Annotated in this window: 13 protein-coding genes; 1 reads left to right on the top strand and 12 read right to left on the bottom strand. The window is 60.6% G+C overall.

Going from position 1 to position 17,625, the window contains the following annotated elements:
- Window positions 1-133 precede the first annotated feature (133 nt).
- The 12 genes from E3W21_RS09615 to E3W21_RS09555 form a co-directional block, all read right to left on the bottom strand.
- On the bottom strand, window positions 134-1,702 hold the full coding sequence (locus E3W21_RS09615; RefSeq protein WP_134419218.1) for a glycosyltransferase family 39 protein: 1,569 nt from the start codon (window positions 1,700-1,702) through the stop codon (window positions 134-136).
- A gap of 265 nt (window positions 1,703-1,967) precedes the next feature.
- On the bottom strand, window positions 1,968-3,515 hold the full coding sequence (locus E3W21_RS09610; protein WP_134419217.1) for an efflux transporter outer membrane subunit: 1,548 nt from the start codon (window positions 3,513-3,515) through the stop codon (window positions 1,968-1,970).
- Entirely contained in the window at window positions 3,512-4,576 is a 1,065-nt protein-coding gene (locus E3W21_RS09605) for an HlyD family secretion protein (protein WP_134419216.1), read from the bottom strand. The genes E3W21_RS09610 and E3W21_RS09605 overlap by 4 nt, the downstream gene beginning before the upstream one ends.
- A gap of 26 nt (window positions 4,577-4,602) precedes the next feature.
- A complete protein-coding gene (locus tag E3W21_RS09600; RefSeq protein WP_134419215.1) occupies window positions 4,603-6,141 on the bottom strand; it encodes an MFS transporter in 1,539 nt (512 codons plus the stop codon).
- 195 nt (window positions 6,142-6,336) lie between these two features.
- Window positions 6,337-7,254: a LysR family transcriptional regulator gene (locus tag E3W21_RS09590; protein WP_134419213.1), complete on the bottom strand. Its 918-nt coding sequence runs from the start codon at window positions 7,252-7,254 to the stop codon at window positions 6,337-6,339.
- 203 nt (window positions 7,255-7,457) lie between these two features.
- On the bottom strand, window positions 7,458-8,324 hold the full coding sequence (locus tag E3W21_RS09585; protein WP_134419212.1) for an ABC transporter permease: 867 nt from the start codon (window positions 8,322-8,324) through the stop codon (window positions 7,458-7,460).
- 20 nt (window positions 8,325-8,344) lie between these two features.
- Window positions 8,345-9,205, bottom strand: coding sequence for an ABC transporter ATP-binding protein (locus E3W21_RS09580; RefSeq protein WP_134419211.1), 861 nt, complete (start codon window positions 9,203-9,205; stop codon window positions 8,345-8,347).
- Between the two features lie 5 nt (window positions 9,206-9,210).
- Window positions 9,211-10,236, bottom strand: coding sequence for an ABC transporter substrate-binding protein (locus E3W21_RS09575; protein ID WP_046047244.1), 1,026 nt, complete (start codon window positions 10,234-10,236; stop codon window positions 9,211-9,213).
- Window positions 10,237-10,254: 18 nt separating this feature from the next.
- Window positions 10,255-11,151: a TauD/TfdA family dioxygenase gene (locus E3W21_RS09570; RefSeq protein WP_134419210.1), complete on the bottom strand. Its 897-nt coding sequence runs from the start codon at window positions 11,149-11,151 to the stop codon at window positions 10,255-10,257.
- Window positions 11,152-11,453: 302 nt separating this feature from the next.
- Window positions 11,454-12,821 (bottom strand): HlyD family type I secretion periplasmic adaptor subunit, encoded by a 1,368-nt coding sequence (locus E3W21_RS09565; RefSeq protein ID WP_134419209.1) that lies wholly within the window; start codon window positions 12,819-12,821, stop codon window positions 11,454-11,456.
- Window positions 12,811-14,967, bottom strand: a complete 2,157-nt coding sequence (locus E3W21_RS09560) for a type I secretion system permease/ATPase (RefSeq protein ID WP_134419208.1) — start codon at window positions 14,965-14,967, stop codon at window positions 12,811-12,813. The genes E3W21_RS09565 and E3W21_RS09560 overlap by 11 nt, the downstream gene beginning before the upstream one ends.
- Before the next feature lie 42 nt (window positions 14,968-15,009).
- Complete coding sequence (locus E3W21_RS09555) at window positions 15,010-16,362, bottom strand: TolC family outer membrane protein (RefSeq protein ID WP_134419207.1); 1,353 nt, start codon at window positions 16,360-16,362, stop codon at window positions 15,010-15,012.
- 359 nt (window positions 16,363-16,721) lie between these two features.
- Here E3W21_RS09555 and E3W21_RS31730 point away from each other — a divergent pair.
- Window positions 16,722-17,625: retention module-containing protein (locus E3W21_RS31730; protein ID WP_256661539.1), on the top strand; the 904-nt coding region annotated here is incomplete at its 3' end.

The following is a 17,625-nucleotide window of genomic DNA, read 5'->3' as shown; positions in this document are numbered from 1 at the left end:
CGCTCCCACAGTTGATCGTCGGTGAACACAACCTATGTGTACGACTGAGATCCAATGTGGGAGCGAGCTTGCTCGCGATGGCGTCAGTGCCGTCGATACATGACTTCTGGAAAAAGCGTTTTTTGTTACAGACTCAATGCAACACAAACAAACGCGCGTTGGCGCCGCCCGCCTGCGTTACGCCAACGTTCTGCCAGCCTGCGGGCAACGGCGCGAATTCGTCCGGCACATCGAGGGTGCCGATCAACCACACTCGGCCAGTGCCTTTGGGCAAATCGCCGAGGCTGTCGAGATAAATGTCCTGGGTCACCAGCGTGCCGAAACCATAGGCATTCGGCCGGCTCGAAACACCCTTGGCCGGTGGGGTGTACAGCAGCGGTTTGGCGTCGGTGCGGTTGTAATAAACGTAACTGAGGTACCAGAGCATGTCGCTGGTGACGATCCGGTCACCGGCAACGAAGTGCTGGTTCACGTAGTCCACCATGACGCTGATTTGATCGTTGGTATCGACCGTGGCGTTGTTCTTAAGGCCCACCAGTTCGACGCCGACAAACAACACCAGCACCGTCAGGGCCACCACCCGAAAGACCGTGTACACGCGGTCAATGGCCAGTGCGGCAATCATCGGCAGGCCGAGGGCATACGCGGTGAGGTAACGCTCGATGAACACCGGCGAGATGAACGACACCGAAAACACCAGCAACAACGGCAAAACGGTGTAGATCACCAGTAACGCGCTGCCACGAATGACACTGCGATCCCGCGCCAGCGCCACACACACCAAGGCCAGCACCGCCAAGGGCAACGTCATGAAAAGCGGTGTGGCCAGGGTCTCGCCATCGTCCTGGGTCAGGAACGACCAGATCATCGAAGGTAACGAGGCGAAGGTGACCGGTGTCTCCCACCCTACATCGCCATTGGCTTTGAGTTGGTCCATGTGCTGCATCAGATCTATCAGGCTGGGCACCCACGGCAAGTACACCAACACAATCGCCACGTTCGCCCACCACCAGCCGGGCTGCTGGATATGCCGCAAGCGATAGCCAGGCTGTACGCGGAGCAGCCCCAGATACAGCCAGTGACACAGCACGCACAGGGCCGTGAAGTAATGGGTGTAGAACGCCGCGCTCATCAGCAATGCGTAAATTACCAGATAGCGCATACGCCCGGGGTGTTTGATCCAGTAAACCAGGGCAATCGTGGCACCGATCAACCACAGCCCCAGCAATGAATACATGCGCACTTCCTGGCTGTAACGCACGGCGGTAGGCAGCAGCGCCAACAGGACGCCGGCCAATAACGCGGCGCGGCGAGTGGCGAGCAAGTCCACCAGCCAGACGCCAAGCGCCACGGTGGCAATCCCCGGTAGCGCGCTCAGGCTTCGAATCGAAAAAATGCCATTGCCGAACAGCTCGATCCAGCCATGCAGCAGCATGAAATACAGCGGCGGATGCACATCATGGGCAGCATGCACCCAGATCCCGGCCAGCGAATACTGGCTCAGCAGCAGACTGGAACCTTCATCGCCCCAGACCGCCGCCGCGGTCAGGTCATAAAAACGCACCAGCGCGGCCAATGCCAGGATCGGCAGCAGCCAATGCTCGCGCACCCATCGAAGCAAGCGTTGAACACTCGCCCAGGTGCCGGGTGCCGCGTGGGGGCCTTGGGTGCCGTCAAGCGGCGTTTCTCTGCGCGCCTCCATTGCCTCCCCTCGAGTCTGCCGGTGAAAAAACCTTGAAGCTTGCCATCACTGTAGGACAGCCACAGCGCCGTCGTCGATGCTGGCTTACCTTTCGCCTTTAACTATGCGGATTACACCCCGCAATTCCCGTTAAAACTGCTGCAAACAAAATGCCCCACCCGCACAACCTCAACACTATCCAACCAGTTCATCGGGCTGAGTGTGGAATTCTGTCGGAGCGCAATATCGATGCCCTATGGCATACATGCGGATTCATACAAGCAAGTCAACGCGGTGCCGTCTCTGTCACCGGATACACCGACTCCCATCCCCCACCCAACGCCTTGTACAACCCGACCATCGCCAACGACACCCCGGTCGAACTTTCCACAAACTGCTCCTGAGTCGCCAACAACGCGCCTTGCACCGTCAGCACGTTAACGAAATCCACCACCCCGTCCACATACTGCTGTTGCGCGGTGCGCAGGGCGATCTGGTTTTGGCGGACGGCTTCGGCAAGGCTGTCGCGACGCAGTTGGCTGGCGCTGTAGGCCGTCAGTTGATCATCGATTTCATGCCAGGCGCGCAGCACGGTTTGCTGGTAGGCGATGGCGGCTTCCTGTTGTTGGGCTTCGCGCAAGTGCAGCACGCCGCGCAGGCGACCGCCGTCAAACAGCGGCAAGCTGAATTGCGGACCGATACCGAAAGACCGTGAGCCCCAGGAGCCGAAATCGCTGAGTTGCATGGCTTGCGATCCGATGTTGCCCAACAGGGTGATCCGCGGATAGAAATCGCCCTTGGCCACACCAATGCTCGCGGTTGCGGCATGCAGGCGGGCTTCGGCCTGGCGGATGTCCGGGCGACGTTCGGCCAGTTGCGACGGCAGACCGATGGCGACTTGACGCGGGGTTTGCGGCACCGGCGCGTCTGTGGATAACTCGGCAGACAGCGCTTGCGGCGGCTCGCCCATCAGCAAGCTCAAGGCGTTGATCAGTTGCGACTGGCGCTGCTCCAGCGCAGGCAGACGCGACTCGATAGCCGCTACTTGGGCGGCGGCTTCGGCGACATCCAGGTCGGTGGCGACACCGTCGGCCAGGCGCAGCTGCGAAAGCTTCAGGCTGTGGCGGGCGACGTCGAGGTTCTCCTCGGTGACGGCGCGCGTACTTTGCACACCGCGCAGCTGAATGTAGTCCTGAGCGGTTTCGGCGAGCACCGACAGCAGCACGCCGCGTCGGTCGTTTTCCGCGACTTCCAGGGTAGCGTCGGCGGCTTCGGTTTCACGGCGCACACGGCCCCAGAAATCCAGTTCCCAGGATGCGGAGAAGCCCGCGTCCCACAGGTTGTACGCCGAGTCACCGCTGTGTCCCGACGGATCGTTCAAGCCTTCGCCGCTGTTGCGTTTACGCCCGTAGCTGCCAGTGGCGGCGGTATTGGGGTAACGGTCGGCGGTGATCACCTGACGCACAGCGCGGCTTTGCTGCAAGCGGCTGCTGACGAGTTTCAGGTCGAGGTTATCGGTCAGGGCGCGTTGAGTCAGGGCCGAGAGTTTCGGGGCGCAGAACACTTCCCACCAGCGTTCGTCCATGGTTTCGGCGACGGCTTGGCTGGCGGCGGACCTAGATGGTTTCGACCACTCGGCGATTTGCGGTGCCTGAGGTTTCTGGAAGTCCGGGCCGACGGTACAGGCTGAAAGGCTCATGACAAACAAGGCGCAAAAGGTGAGTTGAGGCCACCGGCCTCTTCGCGAGCAAGCCCGCTCCCACATTGAAATGCGGCCCCCTGTGGGAGCGGGCTTGCTCGCGAAGACGTCAGAGCAGTCGTCCAAGATCTTCATCGTTGAACGACCTCATGCTCGCCGGTGCTAGCCGTATCAATACTCGCCTCAACCGACATCCCCACTCGCAACCGTTCGGCCAATGGCTGACCCGGATCGAGGATGATTTTCACCGGAATCCGCTGCACCACCTTGGTGAAGTTACCGGTGGCGTTGTCCGGCTTGACCGAGGCGAACGTCACACCCGTGGCCGGTGCGATGCTCTCGACGCGACCGCTCAGGGCCTGGCCGCCGAGGCTGTCGACACGCACTTGCACGTCCTGCCCCGGCTGCACGTCGGTCAGTTGGGTCTCCTGAAAATTAGCAACCACATAAGCCTGAGCAAGCGGCACCACCGCGAGGATTTTGCTCCCCGGCGTGACATAGGCGCCGACCCGAACGGCGCGCTCGCCGACCATACCGTCCTGAGGCGCGACGATGCGTGTGTAGGACAGCTCGTAGCTGGCCATTTCCAGCGCCGCTTGCGCCCGTTTCAATCCTCCTTCCGCCGCGTCACGCTGAGCGGTGAGGATCTCCACCTGCTTGCGCTCCGCCGCCAGCACCGCCGTCACGTTCGCCAGCCGCGCGGCGGCCTGATCGATGCGAGTCCGCGCTTGTTGGGCGTTCTGCACCGTGCCGGCGCCCACTCCGGCGAGATGGTTGTAGCGGTTCAATTCATGCTCGGCGAAGGCCATTTCAGCCTTGGCCGACACGACCGTGGCCTGGGCCTGAGCGATCACAGAAGCCTGACGCTCAAGGGTCGCACGGGCATTTTGCAGTTGCGCCCTAGCCACCAGCGTTTCGGCGTCTGCCGCCTGGGCGGCGGCGCGCAGATCCCGGTCATCAATCAACGCCAGCAACTGCCCGGCCTTGACCTGCTGGTTGTCCTCCACCAGCACTTCCTTGATGAACCCGGCCACGCGCGGCACCACCAGCGTGAAGTCCGCCGAGACAAAGGCGTCATTGGTGTTCTGCTGCGTACGCTTGCCGAACAGGCCGGGCGCCAGCAAATACACCAGCACACCGAGCGCCACCACCGCGGCGACGCCAACGGCCACTTTTTGCTTTGATTGAGTCGTCATAAAAACCTTCTGTTTCAGTGAAGCATTCAAGTCGGTGCACGCGGCGGATAGATCCGCGTCGGCAGCCAGAAGATCAGCAGGATCAGCGCCAGTGCGACGCCGGCCATGCACAGATAAAGATCCGATGCCGTCAGCACCACGGCATGCTCATGCAGCCGGTGGGCAAGGCCCGCGCTATCGCTGTCGACCAGAGGTGAGTTGCCGAGGTTGTCCACCAGCATCATCGAGTGGAAATGCAGCCTTGAGGTGGTCAACGCCTCCAGCACACCGGTGGCGATCACCGCCGCCAGGCCTTTTACGGTGTTGAACCAGGCCGAAGCGAAGGGCCCTTCCATCGGGCTGATGCTGCCGGTCGAGAGCATCAACAACGGCAGCACCGCCATCGGCTGACCGAAGATTTGCAGCAGTTGCAGCACATAGAAGTCGTCGCGAATCCACACCGACGTCAGCTGCGACCCACCGATGCAGGACAGCGTCAGCATGCTCAGGCCGATCCCCAGCACCCAGCGGCAATCAACCCAGCGCAGGTTGCACAACGCCGCCACCAACGGCAGCGCGATCAACTGCGGTAACGCTGCCAGCAGCATGATCGGCGCGGTCTGAACCGGGCGATAACCCTGGACCTGCGCCAGGTAACTGGACGGAATAATGATCACCGCCAGCAGCACCACCAACACCCCGGCCAAGGTCAGCAAAGCGAACGATAAGTTGCGGATGCCAAGCATCTGCAGCTTGAAAAACGGCATCGGTTGCGACCATTCGTTGATCAGGAACAGCACCAACAGCAGCAACCCACCGCCGAGCAATCCGCAGATCAGGCTCGACTCGAACCAGTCCAGCCGATTGCCTTGCAAAATGCCGATCACCAGCATGCAGATCGCCGGAAACCCCAGCAGCAAGCCGCGCCAGTTGAATTGCTTGAAGCGCTCCAGGCGCAACGGGTCCTGGGGCAAGCCATACGCCACCGCGAGCATGGCGATCAGGCACGGCGCGATGATTTGCCAGAAGGTCCATTTCCATCCGACGTGTTCGGTCCACAACCCGGCCAGCGGAATGCCGAGCCCCGGACCGAACGTCGCGGTCAGGGCATAACCGGCCAGCCCATAAAGCTTCACGTTGGCCGGCAAAAAGCGCAGCGCGACGGTCATCAGCATCGGCGGCAACGCGCCGCCGGCCAGGCCTTGCAAGGTGCGCATGACCAGCAGGCTTTCGTAGTTTGGAGCGAACGGGCACAACACGCCCAACAGGGTGAATGCACTGATGGCGCAGAGGGTGAACCGTCGCAGTGAGAACGTCATCGAGCACCACGGCGCAAAAGCCATGGCCGCCACCGAGGTCGCGGTGTAACTGGCGACCAACCAGGTGCCTTCGTCGTAGCCGATGGCCAATGCGCCGCGGATGTCGGCGAGGGCAACCTTGGTCACCATTTCGTTCAGGCCCGACACCAGCACCGCCAACAACACGCCCACCAGGCCGATGATGATCCGCGGACCAAAGACCGGTGGCGCGACAGCGGTCGTCGGGCTGGCCGCGGCGAGAGGTGCCGTGACCGTGAGGGAAGTCATGACTGCAGCTCCGGAAGGGGAATACCGAAGCATTTTAAGAAGCGCGGGACCTTACGAAAATTGACTTATTGGAAGCTTATAAGTGCGTCAGACGCAATGATTCCGTCATAGATCAAAAGATCGCAGCCTTCGGCAGCTCCTACACGGTTTCGCGTACATCTGTAGGAGCTGCCGAAGGCTGCGATCTTTTGATCTTCAAGGCTGCGCGGCCAACCATGTTTCGTCGCAACAACTCTTGAGGGTTTCACGCAACCAGCGGTGCGCCGGGTCTTTGTCGAAGCGCGGATGCCAAGACTGGGTCAGCATAATGGTCGGCAGCGGAATCGGCAGCGTGAAGGAGCGCAGCTTCAGGCCCAGGCGCTGGACACTCAGCAATGCCTCCTTAGGCACCGGCAGAATCAAATCGGAGTCAGGCAAGGCAAACATCGCCGCGTGGAAACTCGGCGCAATCACCGCCACCCGCCGCTCCAGCCCCAAGGCACTGAGCGCGGTATCGATCGGGCCACGGGCAATGCCACGACGGGACATGCTGATATGGGAAAACCCGGCGTAACGCTCGGCCGTGATCTCTTCGTCGAACAGCGGATGGTCTTCGCGAACCAGGCCGACGAAATGTGTAGAGAACAGATTCTGAATCTTTACTTCCGGGGTCAACGGCCGGGTGTTGCTGACGCTCAGATCAATCCGCCCTTCGCGCAGCGCCTCATCATCGCCATCGCCTTCCGGCACAAAGCGCAGTTCGCAGTGCGGTGCCTGGCGATCAAGCGTATCGAACAACTTGCCGCCATATACCCCGACGAAAAAGTCATTGGCGCGGATGTTGAAACGCCGCCGTAACGAACCCAGCTCCACCGCATCGGCCGAGCGAAACAACAGCGTGGCCTGCTCCACCACGTCACGCACCTGTTCGCGCAACGCCAGCGCCTTGGGCGTCGGCACCAAACCACGGCCGGCGCGCACCAGAATCGGATCGCCGATAGCCTCGCGAATGCGCGTCAGCGTCCGGCTCATGGCCGCCGGGCTGAGGTTCATGCGCCGCGCGGCGCCCACCACACTGCCCTCGTCGAGCAAGGCGTCGAGGGCGACCAACAGGTTCATGTCCGGGAGTTGCATGCTGAGCACTCGTGTCTGATCTGGGTTGACTCAGGCGCAATGCTAGCAAACATCCTCCGGCTGATGTGTTGGCTGGGCTGGCCTCTTCGCGAGCAAGCCCGCTCCCACAGTGGATCTTCACTGAATGCAGATTTTGTATTCGACAAAGAACCCTTGTGGGAGCGGGCTTGCTCGCGAAGGGGCCAGATCAAACACCGCAAATCTTACCGCTGCATCCCCCAACGCTTCACCGTGACCCGCTCCAACGTGCTGAACACCAGGTTTTCCACCAGCAAGCCGATCAGGATCACCACCGCCAATCCGGCAAACACCTTGTCGGTGTACAGCTCATTGCGGTTCTGGAAGATGTACCAGCCCAAGCCACCCTTGCCACTGGTGGCACCGAACACCAATTCAGCGGCGATCAGTGTGCGCCAGGCAAAGGCCCAGCCGATTTTCAGCCCGGCGAGAATCGACGGCAGCGCTGCCGGAATCAGAATGAACAGCACGAAGCGCATGCCTTTGAGGCCGTAATTGCGCCCAGCCATGCGCAGGGTTTCCGAGACACCGAGGAACCCGGCATAAGTGTTCAACGCCAAGGCCCAGAGCACCGAATGCACCAATACGAAAATCAGGCTGTTCTGCCCCAGGCCGAACCACAGCAGCGCCAACGGCAATAGCGCAATCGCCGGCAGCGGGTTGAACATCGAGGTCAACGTACTCAATAGATCGCGACCGAACTGCGTCGACACCGCCAAAGTGGTCAGGGCAAACGCCAGCACAATGCCGATCAAGTACCCCTTGAGCAGCACCACCAGCGAAATCCACACATTGCCCAGCAACTCGCCACTGAGCAAACCGTCGTACAGCGCGCTCCCGGTTTGCAGAAAGCTCGGCAGCAGCAGGTCGTTGTTCTGAACGCGGGCAACCACCTCCCACAGGACCGCGAGCAAAATCAGGATCAGGCTTTTGCGTAACCAGCCTTGTTGCCACAGGCGCTGACCGAGCGGTAATTCACGCTCCAGCGGCACGCTCGTCAGCGGCTGTAACACCGTTTCAAACTCTTCACGCGGGGATGATAAAAGGCTCATCGGGCACTCCTCTCAATGGCTCAATAAGCAATGCGGATGTCGGAGAAATCCAGCTCACGCTCGGCTTCCGGGGACTGACCTTCATCGAACAACAACCGATGAATGCGCCGCGCCGACTCCTGAAAGGCCACGCCACCGAGGCTGTGCAAGTCGTATTGATGGCTGTGGACCTCGGCTCGCACCCGCCCCGGATGCGGCGATAGCAGCAGGATTCGATTGCCCACCACCAGCGCTTCTTCGATGGAGTGCGTGACGAACAGCAGCGTGAAGCGCACTTCTTCCCAGAGCAGCAGCAATTCTTCCTGCATCTTGCGGCGGGTAAGCGCGTCCAGGGCGGCGAAGGGTTCGTCCATCAAGAGGATTTTCGGCTGCATGGCCAGCGCACGAGCAATCGCCACACGCGCTTTCATGCCGCCGGACAAGGTATGCGGGTAGGCGTCGGCAAACGCCGCCAGACCGACCTTGTCCAGGTAGTGCAACGCTCGTTCCTCGGCCTCTTTGCGCTTAAGGGTTTTCGAGGCCAGCAGCGGAAACATCACGTTCTGTTTGACGGTTTTCCACGGCGGCAGTTGATCGAATTCCTGGAACACCACGATTCGGTCCGGCCCCGGGGCATGAACGGTTTGCCCCTGAAGACGAATCTCGCCTTCACAGGGCTGGATGAACCCGGCGACCGCCTTGAGCAACGTTGACTTGCCGCAACCGGACGGACCGAGCAGCACAAAGCGGTCTGCCGGATCGATTTCAAAACTGACCTGATGGGTCGCACGAACCACACGCTGAGGCGTGCGGTATTCGAGGCTGACGTTGTCGACCGACAGCAGCGCTTGGGCTGCCGCGATCGGTTTGCTGACCGTGTGGCCTTGCAAAGGGGCGTTCATCTCGGTCAGCTCCCTTGCAGCGGTTTGGCGTCCTGGAAGAAGTAGTCCTTCCACGAGTCCGGTTTGTTTTTGATCGCGCCGACGCGGTAGAGGAATTCGGCCAGCGGGTAAGTGTTTTTCGGCGTGACGCTGAATTCGAACTGCGGGTTATCGATGATTTTCAGCAGCGCGGCACGGTCGATTTTGGCCTTGGTAACGCGGATGTAAGTATCCGCCGCCGCGCCTTTATCGTTCTGGGCAAACTCGGCCGCTTCAGTCAGCGCCTGGACGAACGCTTTATAGGTTTTCGGGTTCTCGTCGCGGAATTTCTCGGTGGCGAACAGCACCGTCGGCGAGTTCGGGCCGAGCACGTCATTGGAATTGAGCACAACGTGGACGTTAGGGTTAGCCAGCTCTTGATCCTGGAACGGCGGGTTGGAAAAGTGCCCGGTCAACTCGGTGCCGCCGGCAATCAGCGCCGCCGTGGCGTCGGGGTGCGGAACGGCGATGGTGTACTTGTCGAGGCGATTGAATTCCTTGTCACCCCACTGCTTGGCGGCCGCGTATTGCAGGATGCGCGACTGCACCGACACGCCGACCGCCGGCACCGCGATGCGGTCCTTCTCGGTGAAGTCAGCGATGGTTTTGACCTTGGGATTATTGCTCACCAGGTAGTACGGAAAGTTGCCGAGGGAGGCGACCGCTTTGACGTTCTGCTTGCCGTGGGTGCGGTCCCAGATGGTCAGCAGCGGGCCGACGCCCGCACCGGCAATATCAATGGAACCGGAGAGCAACGCATCGTTGACCGCCGCCCCGCCGGAGAGCTGGGTCCAGTCGACCTTGATGTCGATGCCTTCCTGCTTGCCATACTTCTCGATCAGGTTTTGATCGCGCACCACATTGAGCAACAGATAAACAATGCCGAACTGCTCGGCGATGCGGATTTCACCTTCAGCGTGGGCCACGGTCGGCGCCACCAGGCTGCCGGCGATCAAGCTGAAACCCAGGCCGATGGCCGCGGCCAACGGTGCAAATGGAAGACGTTTGGACATGAGAGTTTCTCCGACAAATCAGAAAGGCACGTCGCCCTGGATGGTGGTGCGATACAACTTGCGGCGCAGGTAGCTCGGGCATCCGGCGGCGAGATGAATCAGCGAACGGTTGTCCCAGAACACCAGGTCGTGGGCCTCCCATTGATGGCGGTAGATGTTTTGCGGCAGCACGCTGTGGGCGTAAAGCTCGTCGAGCAGTTGCTTGCTTTCGTCTTCCGGCAAACCAACGATGCGCGTGGTGAAACCCTCACTGACGAACAACGCCTTACGGCCGTTTTCCGGGTGTGTGCGGACGATCGGATGAACCACTTCGGCGACCTGAGCGAGTTGCTCTGGCGTCAGCGTCGGGCGCCAGTTGCCTTCGAATTTGGTCTCGCTGTAGCGCGCGGTGTAAGAGTGCGCGGCCGAGCGACCTTCGACGGCTTTGCGCAGCGCTTCGGGCAGGTTGTCCCAGGCTTTATGCATGTCGGCGAAGAGAGTGTCGCCGCCCTCGGATGGCAGCTCCTGGGCGTGCAGCATCGAGCCCAGGCTTGGCAGCTCTTTATAGGAAAGGTCGGAATGCCAGAACTTGCCGGCATCGCCGAGGCCGATGGATTGGCCATTTTCGATGATGTTGGAAACGATGAGGATTTCCGGATGCCCGGCGAGCAGGAATTGCTTGAGCACATGAATCTGCAACACGCCGAAACGGCGGCTGAAAGCGATCTGCTGCTCGGGGGTAATGCGTTGATCGCGGAACACCACGACGTGATGTTCCAGGTGCGCGCGGTGGATGCGGGCGAAGTCCTGATCATTGATCGGGCGGGACAGGTCGAGACCGATGATTTCGGCACCGACAGCGCCACTGAACGGGCGGATGTCGAAGGTTTGCGGCGCGATGTTCGCGGCGCTTGGGGAAGCCGGTGCTGCAGACATAAATCACTCCCACGCACGGCACGCTCAAAGGCGCGCGCGTCGATCAAGAAACTCACGGAGGTCCCGTGTTGGTTCGTGTCGTGCGGCGCGCCGATTGGTCGGCAGGTACGCAGGGGGATGACTTTATAGGTATAAGAACGTGAATTTAAATACCGTTAGCGAATAACTATATGGCTTTTGAGGTGTGTTGCCTTTTGGGCCTCTTCGCGAGCAAGCCCGCTCCCACATTGGATGTGTGTTGATCACAGAACCAATGTGGGAGCGGGCTTGCTCGCGAAGGGGCCATTAGCCCCAGCCGAGAACTATCGCTCGTGCAACGCCTCGGCGCGCGCCCGAATAATCGGCTTGAGCAGGTAGCTGAGAATGGTCTTCTTGCCGGTGATGATGTCCACCGAAGCCACCATCCCCGGGATGATCAGCAACGGCTTTTCATCCGTCCCCAGGTGGCTGCGATCAGTGCGCAGCTTGATGATGTAGTAAGTGGTTTTCTTATCTTCGTCGGTGATGGTGTCAGCCCCGATCTGCTCAAGCTTGGCCTTCAGCCCACCGTAAATGGTGTAGTCATACGCCGTGAACTTCACCGTCGCTTCCTGCCCCGGATGCAGGAACGCAATGTCCTGCGGGCGAATCTTCGCTTCCACCAGCAAGGTGTCGTCCAGCGGCACGATTTCCACCAGGTCGCTGCCCGGCTGGATCACGCCGCCAATGGTGTTCACCAGCAACTTGTTGACGATGCCGCGCACCGGCGATGTCACCAGCGTCCGGCTGACCCGGTCTTCCAGCGCCTTGCCGGTGGCCTGGGCCTTGTTCAGGTCAGTGCGTGCTTCATTGAGTTGAGTCAGTGCTTCGCTGCGGAATTTGCCGCGAGTCTCGTCGATCTTGCGCTGCACTTCCTTGATCGCCGATTGGGCGCGAGGAATGGTAAGAGTGGTAGCGTCCAGTTGCCCGCGGGTTTCAACCTCGGCGCGCTTGAGTCGCAGCACTTCAACCGGCGATACCGCGCCCTGGGCCACCAACGGCTCGGACATGTCGATTTCCTGACGCTGCAACGCGAGACCGCTACGGTACTGCGACTGCTTGGAAGTGAACTCGCGCAGCTCTTGCTGACGCTGGATCAACTGCTCCTCCAAACCGCCAATTTCATCGTGCAGCTGCTGACGGCGGCTGATGTACAGCGACTCCTCGCTGGCCGCCTGACCGGGAACAGCCTTCAGCACGTCAGCCGGGAAGTTCAGCGGACGGTCGTCGACTTCTGCGCTCAAGCGTTCGACTCGCAGCAGCATCGACAGCCGATCGGCTTCGGTTTCGCCGACGTTGGAGGCGAATCGCGTGTCGTCCAGGCGAATCAGCGGTGCGCCAGCTTCGACGATCTGCCCTTCGGTCACGTACAACTCGGAGACGATGCCGCCCTCCAGGTTCTGGATTTTCTGGATCTTGGACGACGGAATGGCTTTGCCGTCGCCCTTTGTGACTTCGTCGATCACGGCGAAGTTGGCCCAGAGCATCAGGAACACGAAGAAGCCGATGATCGCCCAGATGGTCAGCCGCACCACGCGTGGGGCGTCCTCGATCAGCGCTTTGTTGACCTCGGGAAGTGGCTGGCCATGCAGCGAATCGGAGCCTTTGAAGTAACGGCCGATCGAATTCTTGAAACCCGACTTAAGCAACACTGATCTGCCCCTTCTTCAACGCTTCCATCACGGCGGCTTTCGGGCCGTCGGCAAGAACCTGCCCGCGGTCGATGACGATCAGACGATCCACCAGCGACAACAGCGAAGCCCGGTGCGTCACCAGCACCACGGTTTTGTTTTCAACCACCGCCGCGAGGCGTTGCTTTAGGCGTTCTTCACCGGTGTTGTCCATGGCACTGGTCGGTTCGTCGAGCAGCAGGATCGGCGGGTTGAGCAGTAACGCACGGGCCAGGGCAACGTTCTGGCGCTGACCGCCAGACAGGTTCTGCCCACGCTCGCCGACTTGCAGCTCATAACCTTGTGGGTGCAGACGGGCGAATTCGTGGACGCCGGCCAACTCGGCCGCTTGCAGCACCATTTCGTCTTCGACATAGCGTGCGCCCGACACGAGGTTGTCGCGCAGGGTGCCGGCCAGCAGCTGAATGTCCTGAGCCACGTAGCCAATGTTGTGGCGCAATTCGCTGACGTCGATCTGACGGATATCGACGCCATCCACCAACAGGGCGCCATCGTCCGGCTGGTAGAGGCCTACGAGCAGTTTGGCCAGGGAGCTTTTCCCCGAGCCGCTGCGACCGATGATGCCGATCTTCTCGCCAGGCTTGATGATCAGGCTGATGTTCTTCAATGCCGCGTTCTGTTGGTTCGGGTAGGTGAAGTTCATCTGCCGGCATTCGATGGCGCCTTGCAGCACCTTGCGGCTCAGTGGGCGTTCCTCGAAGTTGCGCTCTTGCGGCAGCTCCATCATCTGATCGACCGAGGTCATGGTCACCCGCGCTTGCTGGTAACGGGTCAGCAGGCCAGACAGCGAGGCCAGCGGGCTGAGAGCGCGGCCGCTGAGCATGTAGCAAGCGATCAAACCGCCCATGCTCAGGTGACCGTCGATGATCTGGTACACGCCGAAGACGATCATGATCACCCCGGCCAGTTGCTGGATCAGCAAGGTGATGTTCATCGCCAGACCGGAGAGCATTTTCACCCGCAGCTCGAGGCGACTGAGGGTGCCGATGGTCTGCTCCCACTGATATTGGCGCTCGCTTTCGGCGTTGTTGACCTTCACTGCATCGAGGCCGGCGAGGGTTTCGATCAGGCTCGACTGCCGCTCCGCGCCCAGGGCCATGGTTCGCTCCATGGTCGCCACCAGCGGCTTCTGCAAGGCATAGCCGATGAGCAGGGCAATCGGGAACGCCAGCACTGGAATCCACACCAGATGCCCGCCGAGAATCGCGATGACCATGAAGATCAACAGCGTAAACGGCAGGTCGATCAGGCTGGTGAGGGTCAGCGAAGCAAGAAAGTCCCGCAGGCTCTGAAACTCATGGATGTTCTGGGCGAAGCTGCCGACCCGTGCAGGGCGGTACTTCATGGCCATGCCGACGATGCGCTCGAACAACGTGGCCGAGATGATCAGGTCGGTTTTCTTCCCGGCCAGGTCCAGGCAGAGGCTACGCAGGCTCTTGAGGATCAGGTCGAACAGGTACGCCCCGGTGATGCCGATGGCCAATACCCACAGGGTCGATTCGGCCTGGTTCGGCACGACGCGGTCGTAGACGTTCATCACGAACAGCGGCGCGGCCATGGCAATAATGTTGATCAGGAAACTGGCAGCAATGGCGTCGGCGTACAGCCAGCGCGAACGCTTGAGGGTGTCGCGGAACCACGAGCGCGCGCGCGGGATCAGCGTGCCGTGATTGACGTCGAATTTGTGCTGGGGTTGAGCGAAGAACACTTTGCCGATGTAGTCATCGGCCAGCAGTTCGCGGCTGACGACACTTTCGCCGCCATCGCTTTCGCTGAGCAGCAGGCGCGCCTGGTCGTCACCTAGCCAACCCAGCAGGACGGCACTGCGACCATCCTTGAGCAGCAACAGCGCCGGCATGGCAATCGCCGGGATCTGCTCCAGTTTGCGTACCAGCACCCGCCCTTGCAGACCGGCGCGAGCTGCCGCGCGGGGTAGCAGTTCAACACTCAGACGCTGCTTGGGCAACGGCAGGCCGGTGGTCAACATCGCGGCGCTGGCCGGTTTCTGATGCAGGGTGCAGAGAGCCAGCAAGCCGTCCAGTAACGGATCGTCGTGCAGCGCGCGTGGATCATGGATGAGTTGAACTCGACTGACTTCTGATTCCACGCTCGGCACTCTTGGCTAACAATTGAACAATGAAGGTTCTGCTCAATTCATACCGGGCAGTTGAACCTTCGGCTTCACGTCGTTCTGCACAACGGATGCCAACGGTGCGACCACTCCCTGGCTCTTGAGCAACTCGCCCATGGTCGCCTTGATTCGGTACTGAGTAAATAACTGAATGTTTTTGATCTCCGCCAGGCGACGAGAAGCCGAGAACAGCTCGTTTTCGCTGTCGAGCAGGTCGAGCAACGTGCGCTCGCCCAGACCGAACTGCTTCTGATAGGCGGTGCGCACGCGGGTGCTGTGATCGACATACTGCTGGGCGATCGGCACTTGGGCATTGGCGTTGTTCAAGGCATTCCAGGCCAGACCCAGCTCTTCGTTCAATACGCGCAAGGCGTTGTTGCGAATATCCAGTGCCTGGGTGGACAGGTAGGACTTGGATTCCAGATCAGCCTTGTTGCTGCCGCCGGCATACAAATTGAAGCGCATGCGCAACATGGCCTGCCATTCATTGCTGTGACCGTTCTGGCCGTCGAGATCGTTGTCGGCAGTGCGACCCAATTCGGCATCGAAGCGCGGGTAGAAGCTCGACTTGGCGGCTTCGTACTGTTTCTCGGCAGCGGCGATGTCAGATTCGGCGGAACGCAAGATCGGGCTGTTTTCCAGCATCTGCGTCCGGGCTTCATTCAGGTTGGCCGGCAACAGCGCCATGAAATCGGAAGGACGCTCCAACTGATCGGGCATCTGGCCGACGGCGCTGAGGAAGTTGGTCTCGGCGTCAGCCAGGTTGGTCTGCTCGGTGATCAGGTTGTTGCGGGCCTGAGCCATACGCGCTTCGGCCTGATCGAGGTCGGCGCCGCTGCCCACGCCGCGCTGGGTGCGCAGTTTGATCTGGTCGAAAATCCGTTCGTGGCTCTTCAGGTTCTCGGTTGCCAGGCGTACGAATTCGCGGCGGGTCAACACGTCGAGATACACCTGAGCGACGGTGAGCGCGGTGCGTTCGGACGTGCCCAGCAAGGAGTAGGCGCGGGAATTAACAGTGGCTTGTTGACGCCCCACTTCACTCGACGTCGCAAAACCGTCAAAAACCATTTGCGACAACCGCACGCTCGATTCGCTGCGATTCAGGGTTTCCCAGTGATTGTTGTTGCCAGCGGCACGCGTGGTGACGTTGTCAGTGCCTTCGCGACCATAACCGCCCAGCAGATCGACCCGTGGGAGGTATCCCCCTTTTGCTGCCTTTAACTGATAATCCGCGGCCAATCGACTGTTAACGCCTGCCTGGATCTCCGGATGGACATCCAGTGCCTGTTGCATGGCCTCCGGAAGGGACTGCGCCTGAACAAAACTGGCGGCAAGGGCGAAGGGTAAAACCGTGAGCAGGTGCAAACGCATTATTGGAGTTTCCCGGAATTGCTTGTCTTGAATCACTGCAGAACGTGCCGCTGCATCGGATGATGACAACCGGAATGACCGCTTGTCGGAAAGTTGAATTTTGGAACTGCGTCACACTCTGCGCGGCAGGTCGGCACCGAAATATCAATGTGACATTACGGAGGCGAGTGTTTAGGATGACAGGCACAAGGTCAATAGTTTGGCATAAAGTTTATAGCGAAAAAATATAGCCAATTTGTTGACGAATAACCGCGTCAAAGTTGTGCCTCTAATATCTTGAAAGTACATCCAGACTGAGCGCGATCAACCGCTCTCAGGTCCATGGAAGTCTACTGAATGTGACACCCGGAGAGTCTTCAATGAGCAGTGTTGTGGCCATCGTCAAAAGCATTGTCGGTCAGGTTTTCGCTGTGTCCCCAGAGGGCGTGCGCCGCGTACTCGTTGAAGGCGATCGGTTGTTTGTCGGCGATCAGGTAGACACCGGTGCGGCTGGCGCCATTACGCTCGAACTGGCTGACGGCCGGACCCTGGACCTGGGCCGCGACACTCAATGGAGCGGCAGCGACCCGGATTCCAGCACTGACCTGGCACAAGCCACTGCACAAGCCGCGCCATCGGTTGAAGAGCTGCAGCAAGCCATCGTTGCCGGTGCCGACCCGACCACCGATCTTGAAGCCACCGCGGCCGGCCCGACAGCTGCCGGCACAGGCGGCGCGGCGGGTGGCGGCCACAGCTTCGTGTTGCTGGATGCAACCGCTGGCCGGGTCGACCCGACCATTGGTTTCCCGACTGCGGGCATCGGCACTGCCGCTTTGGCTGCACAGAACACCATCGGCGGCCAGACTGCCGATACCAGCGCCAACGTGCAGCGCGAGTCGACCCTGACCTTGAGCGCCACGCCGACCATCACCGAGGCCGGTGGCGTGCTGGTTTACACCGCCACGTTGACCCAGGCTCCGCTGACCGACCTGACCATTACCCTGTCCAATGGCTCGGTAATTGTGATCCAGGCCGGCCAGTTGACCGGTACCGTCAACGTCCCGCTCGCGCCGAACGACACTGTCTATAGCGACCCGACCCAAATCAACGTGTCCGTCACCGGCACCACGGGCGGCAGCGGCATCATCGTCACCCCGCCGACAACCCCGGCCGTGACCCAGGTCACTGACACCGTCGATACCACCACGGTCACCTTGACCGCTGGCGCCAACGTTACCGAAGGCGGCCAGATCACTTACACCGCGACATTGACCAACCCGGCGC

The sequence above is a fragment of the Pseudomonas sp. F01002 genome (assembly GCF_004402115.1).
Classification (GTDB): domain Bacteria; phylum Pseudomonadota; class Gammaproteobacteria; order Pseudomonadales; family Pseudomonadaceae; genus Aquipseudomonas; species Aquipseudomonas frigoris.
Note: the sequence above shows the minus strand (reverse complement) of the source record. Positions and strands in the feature narration are given on the sequence as shown.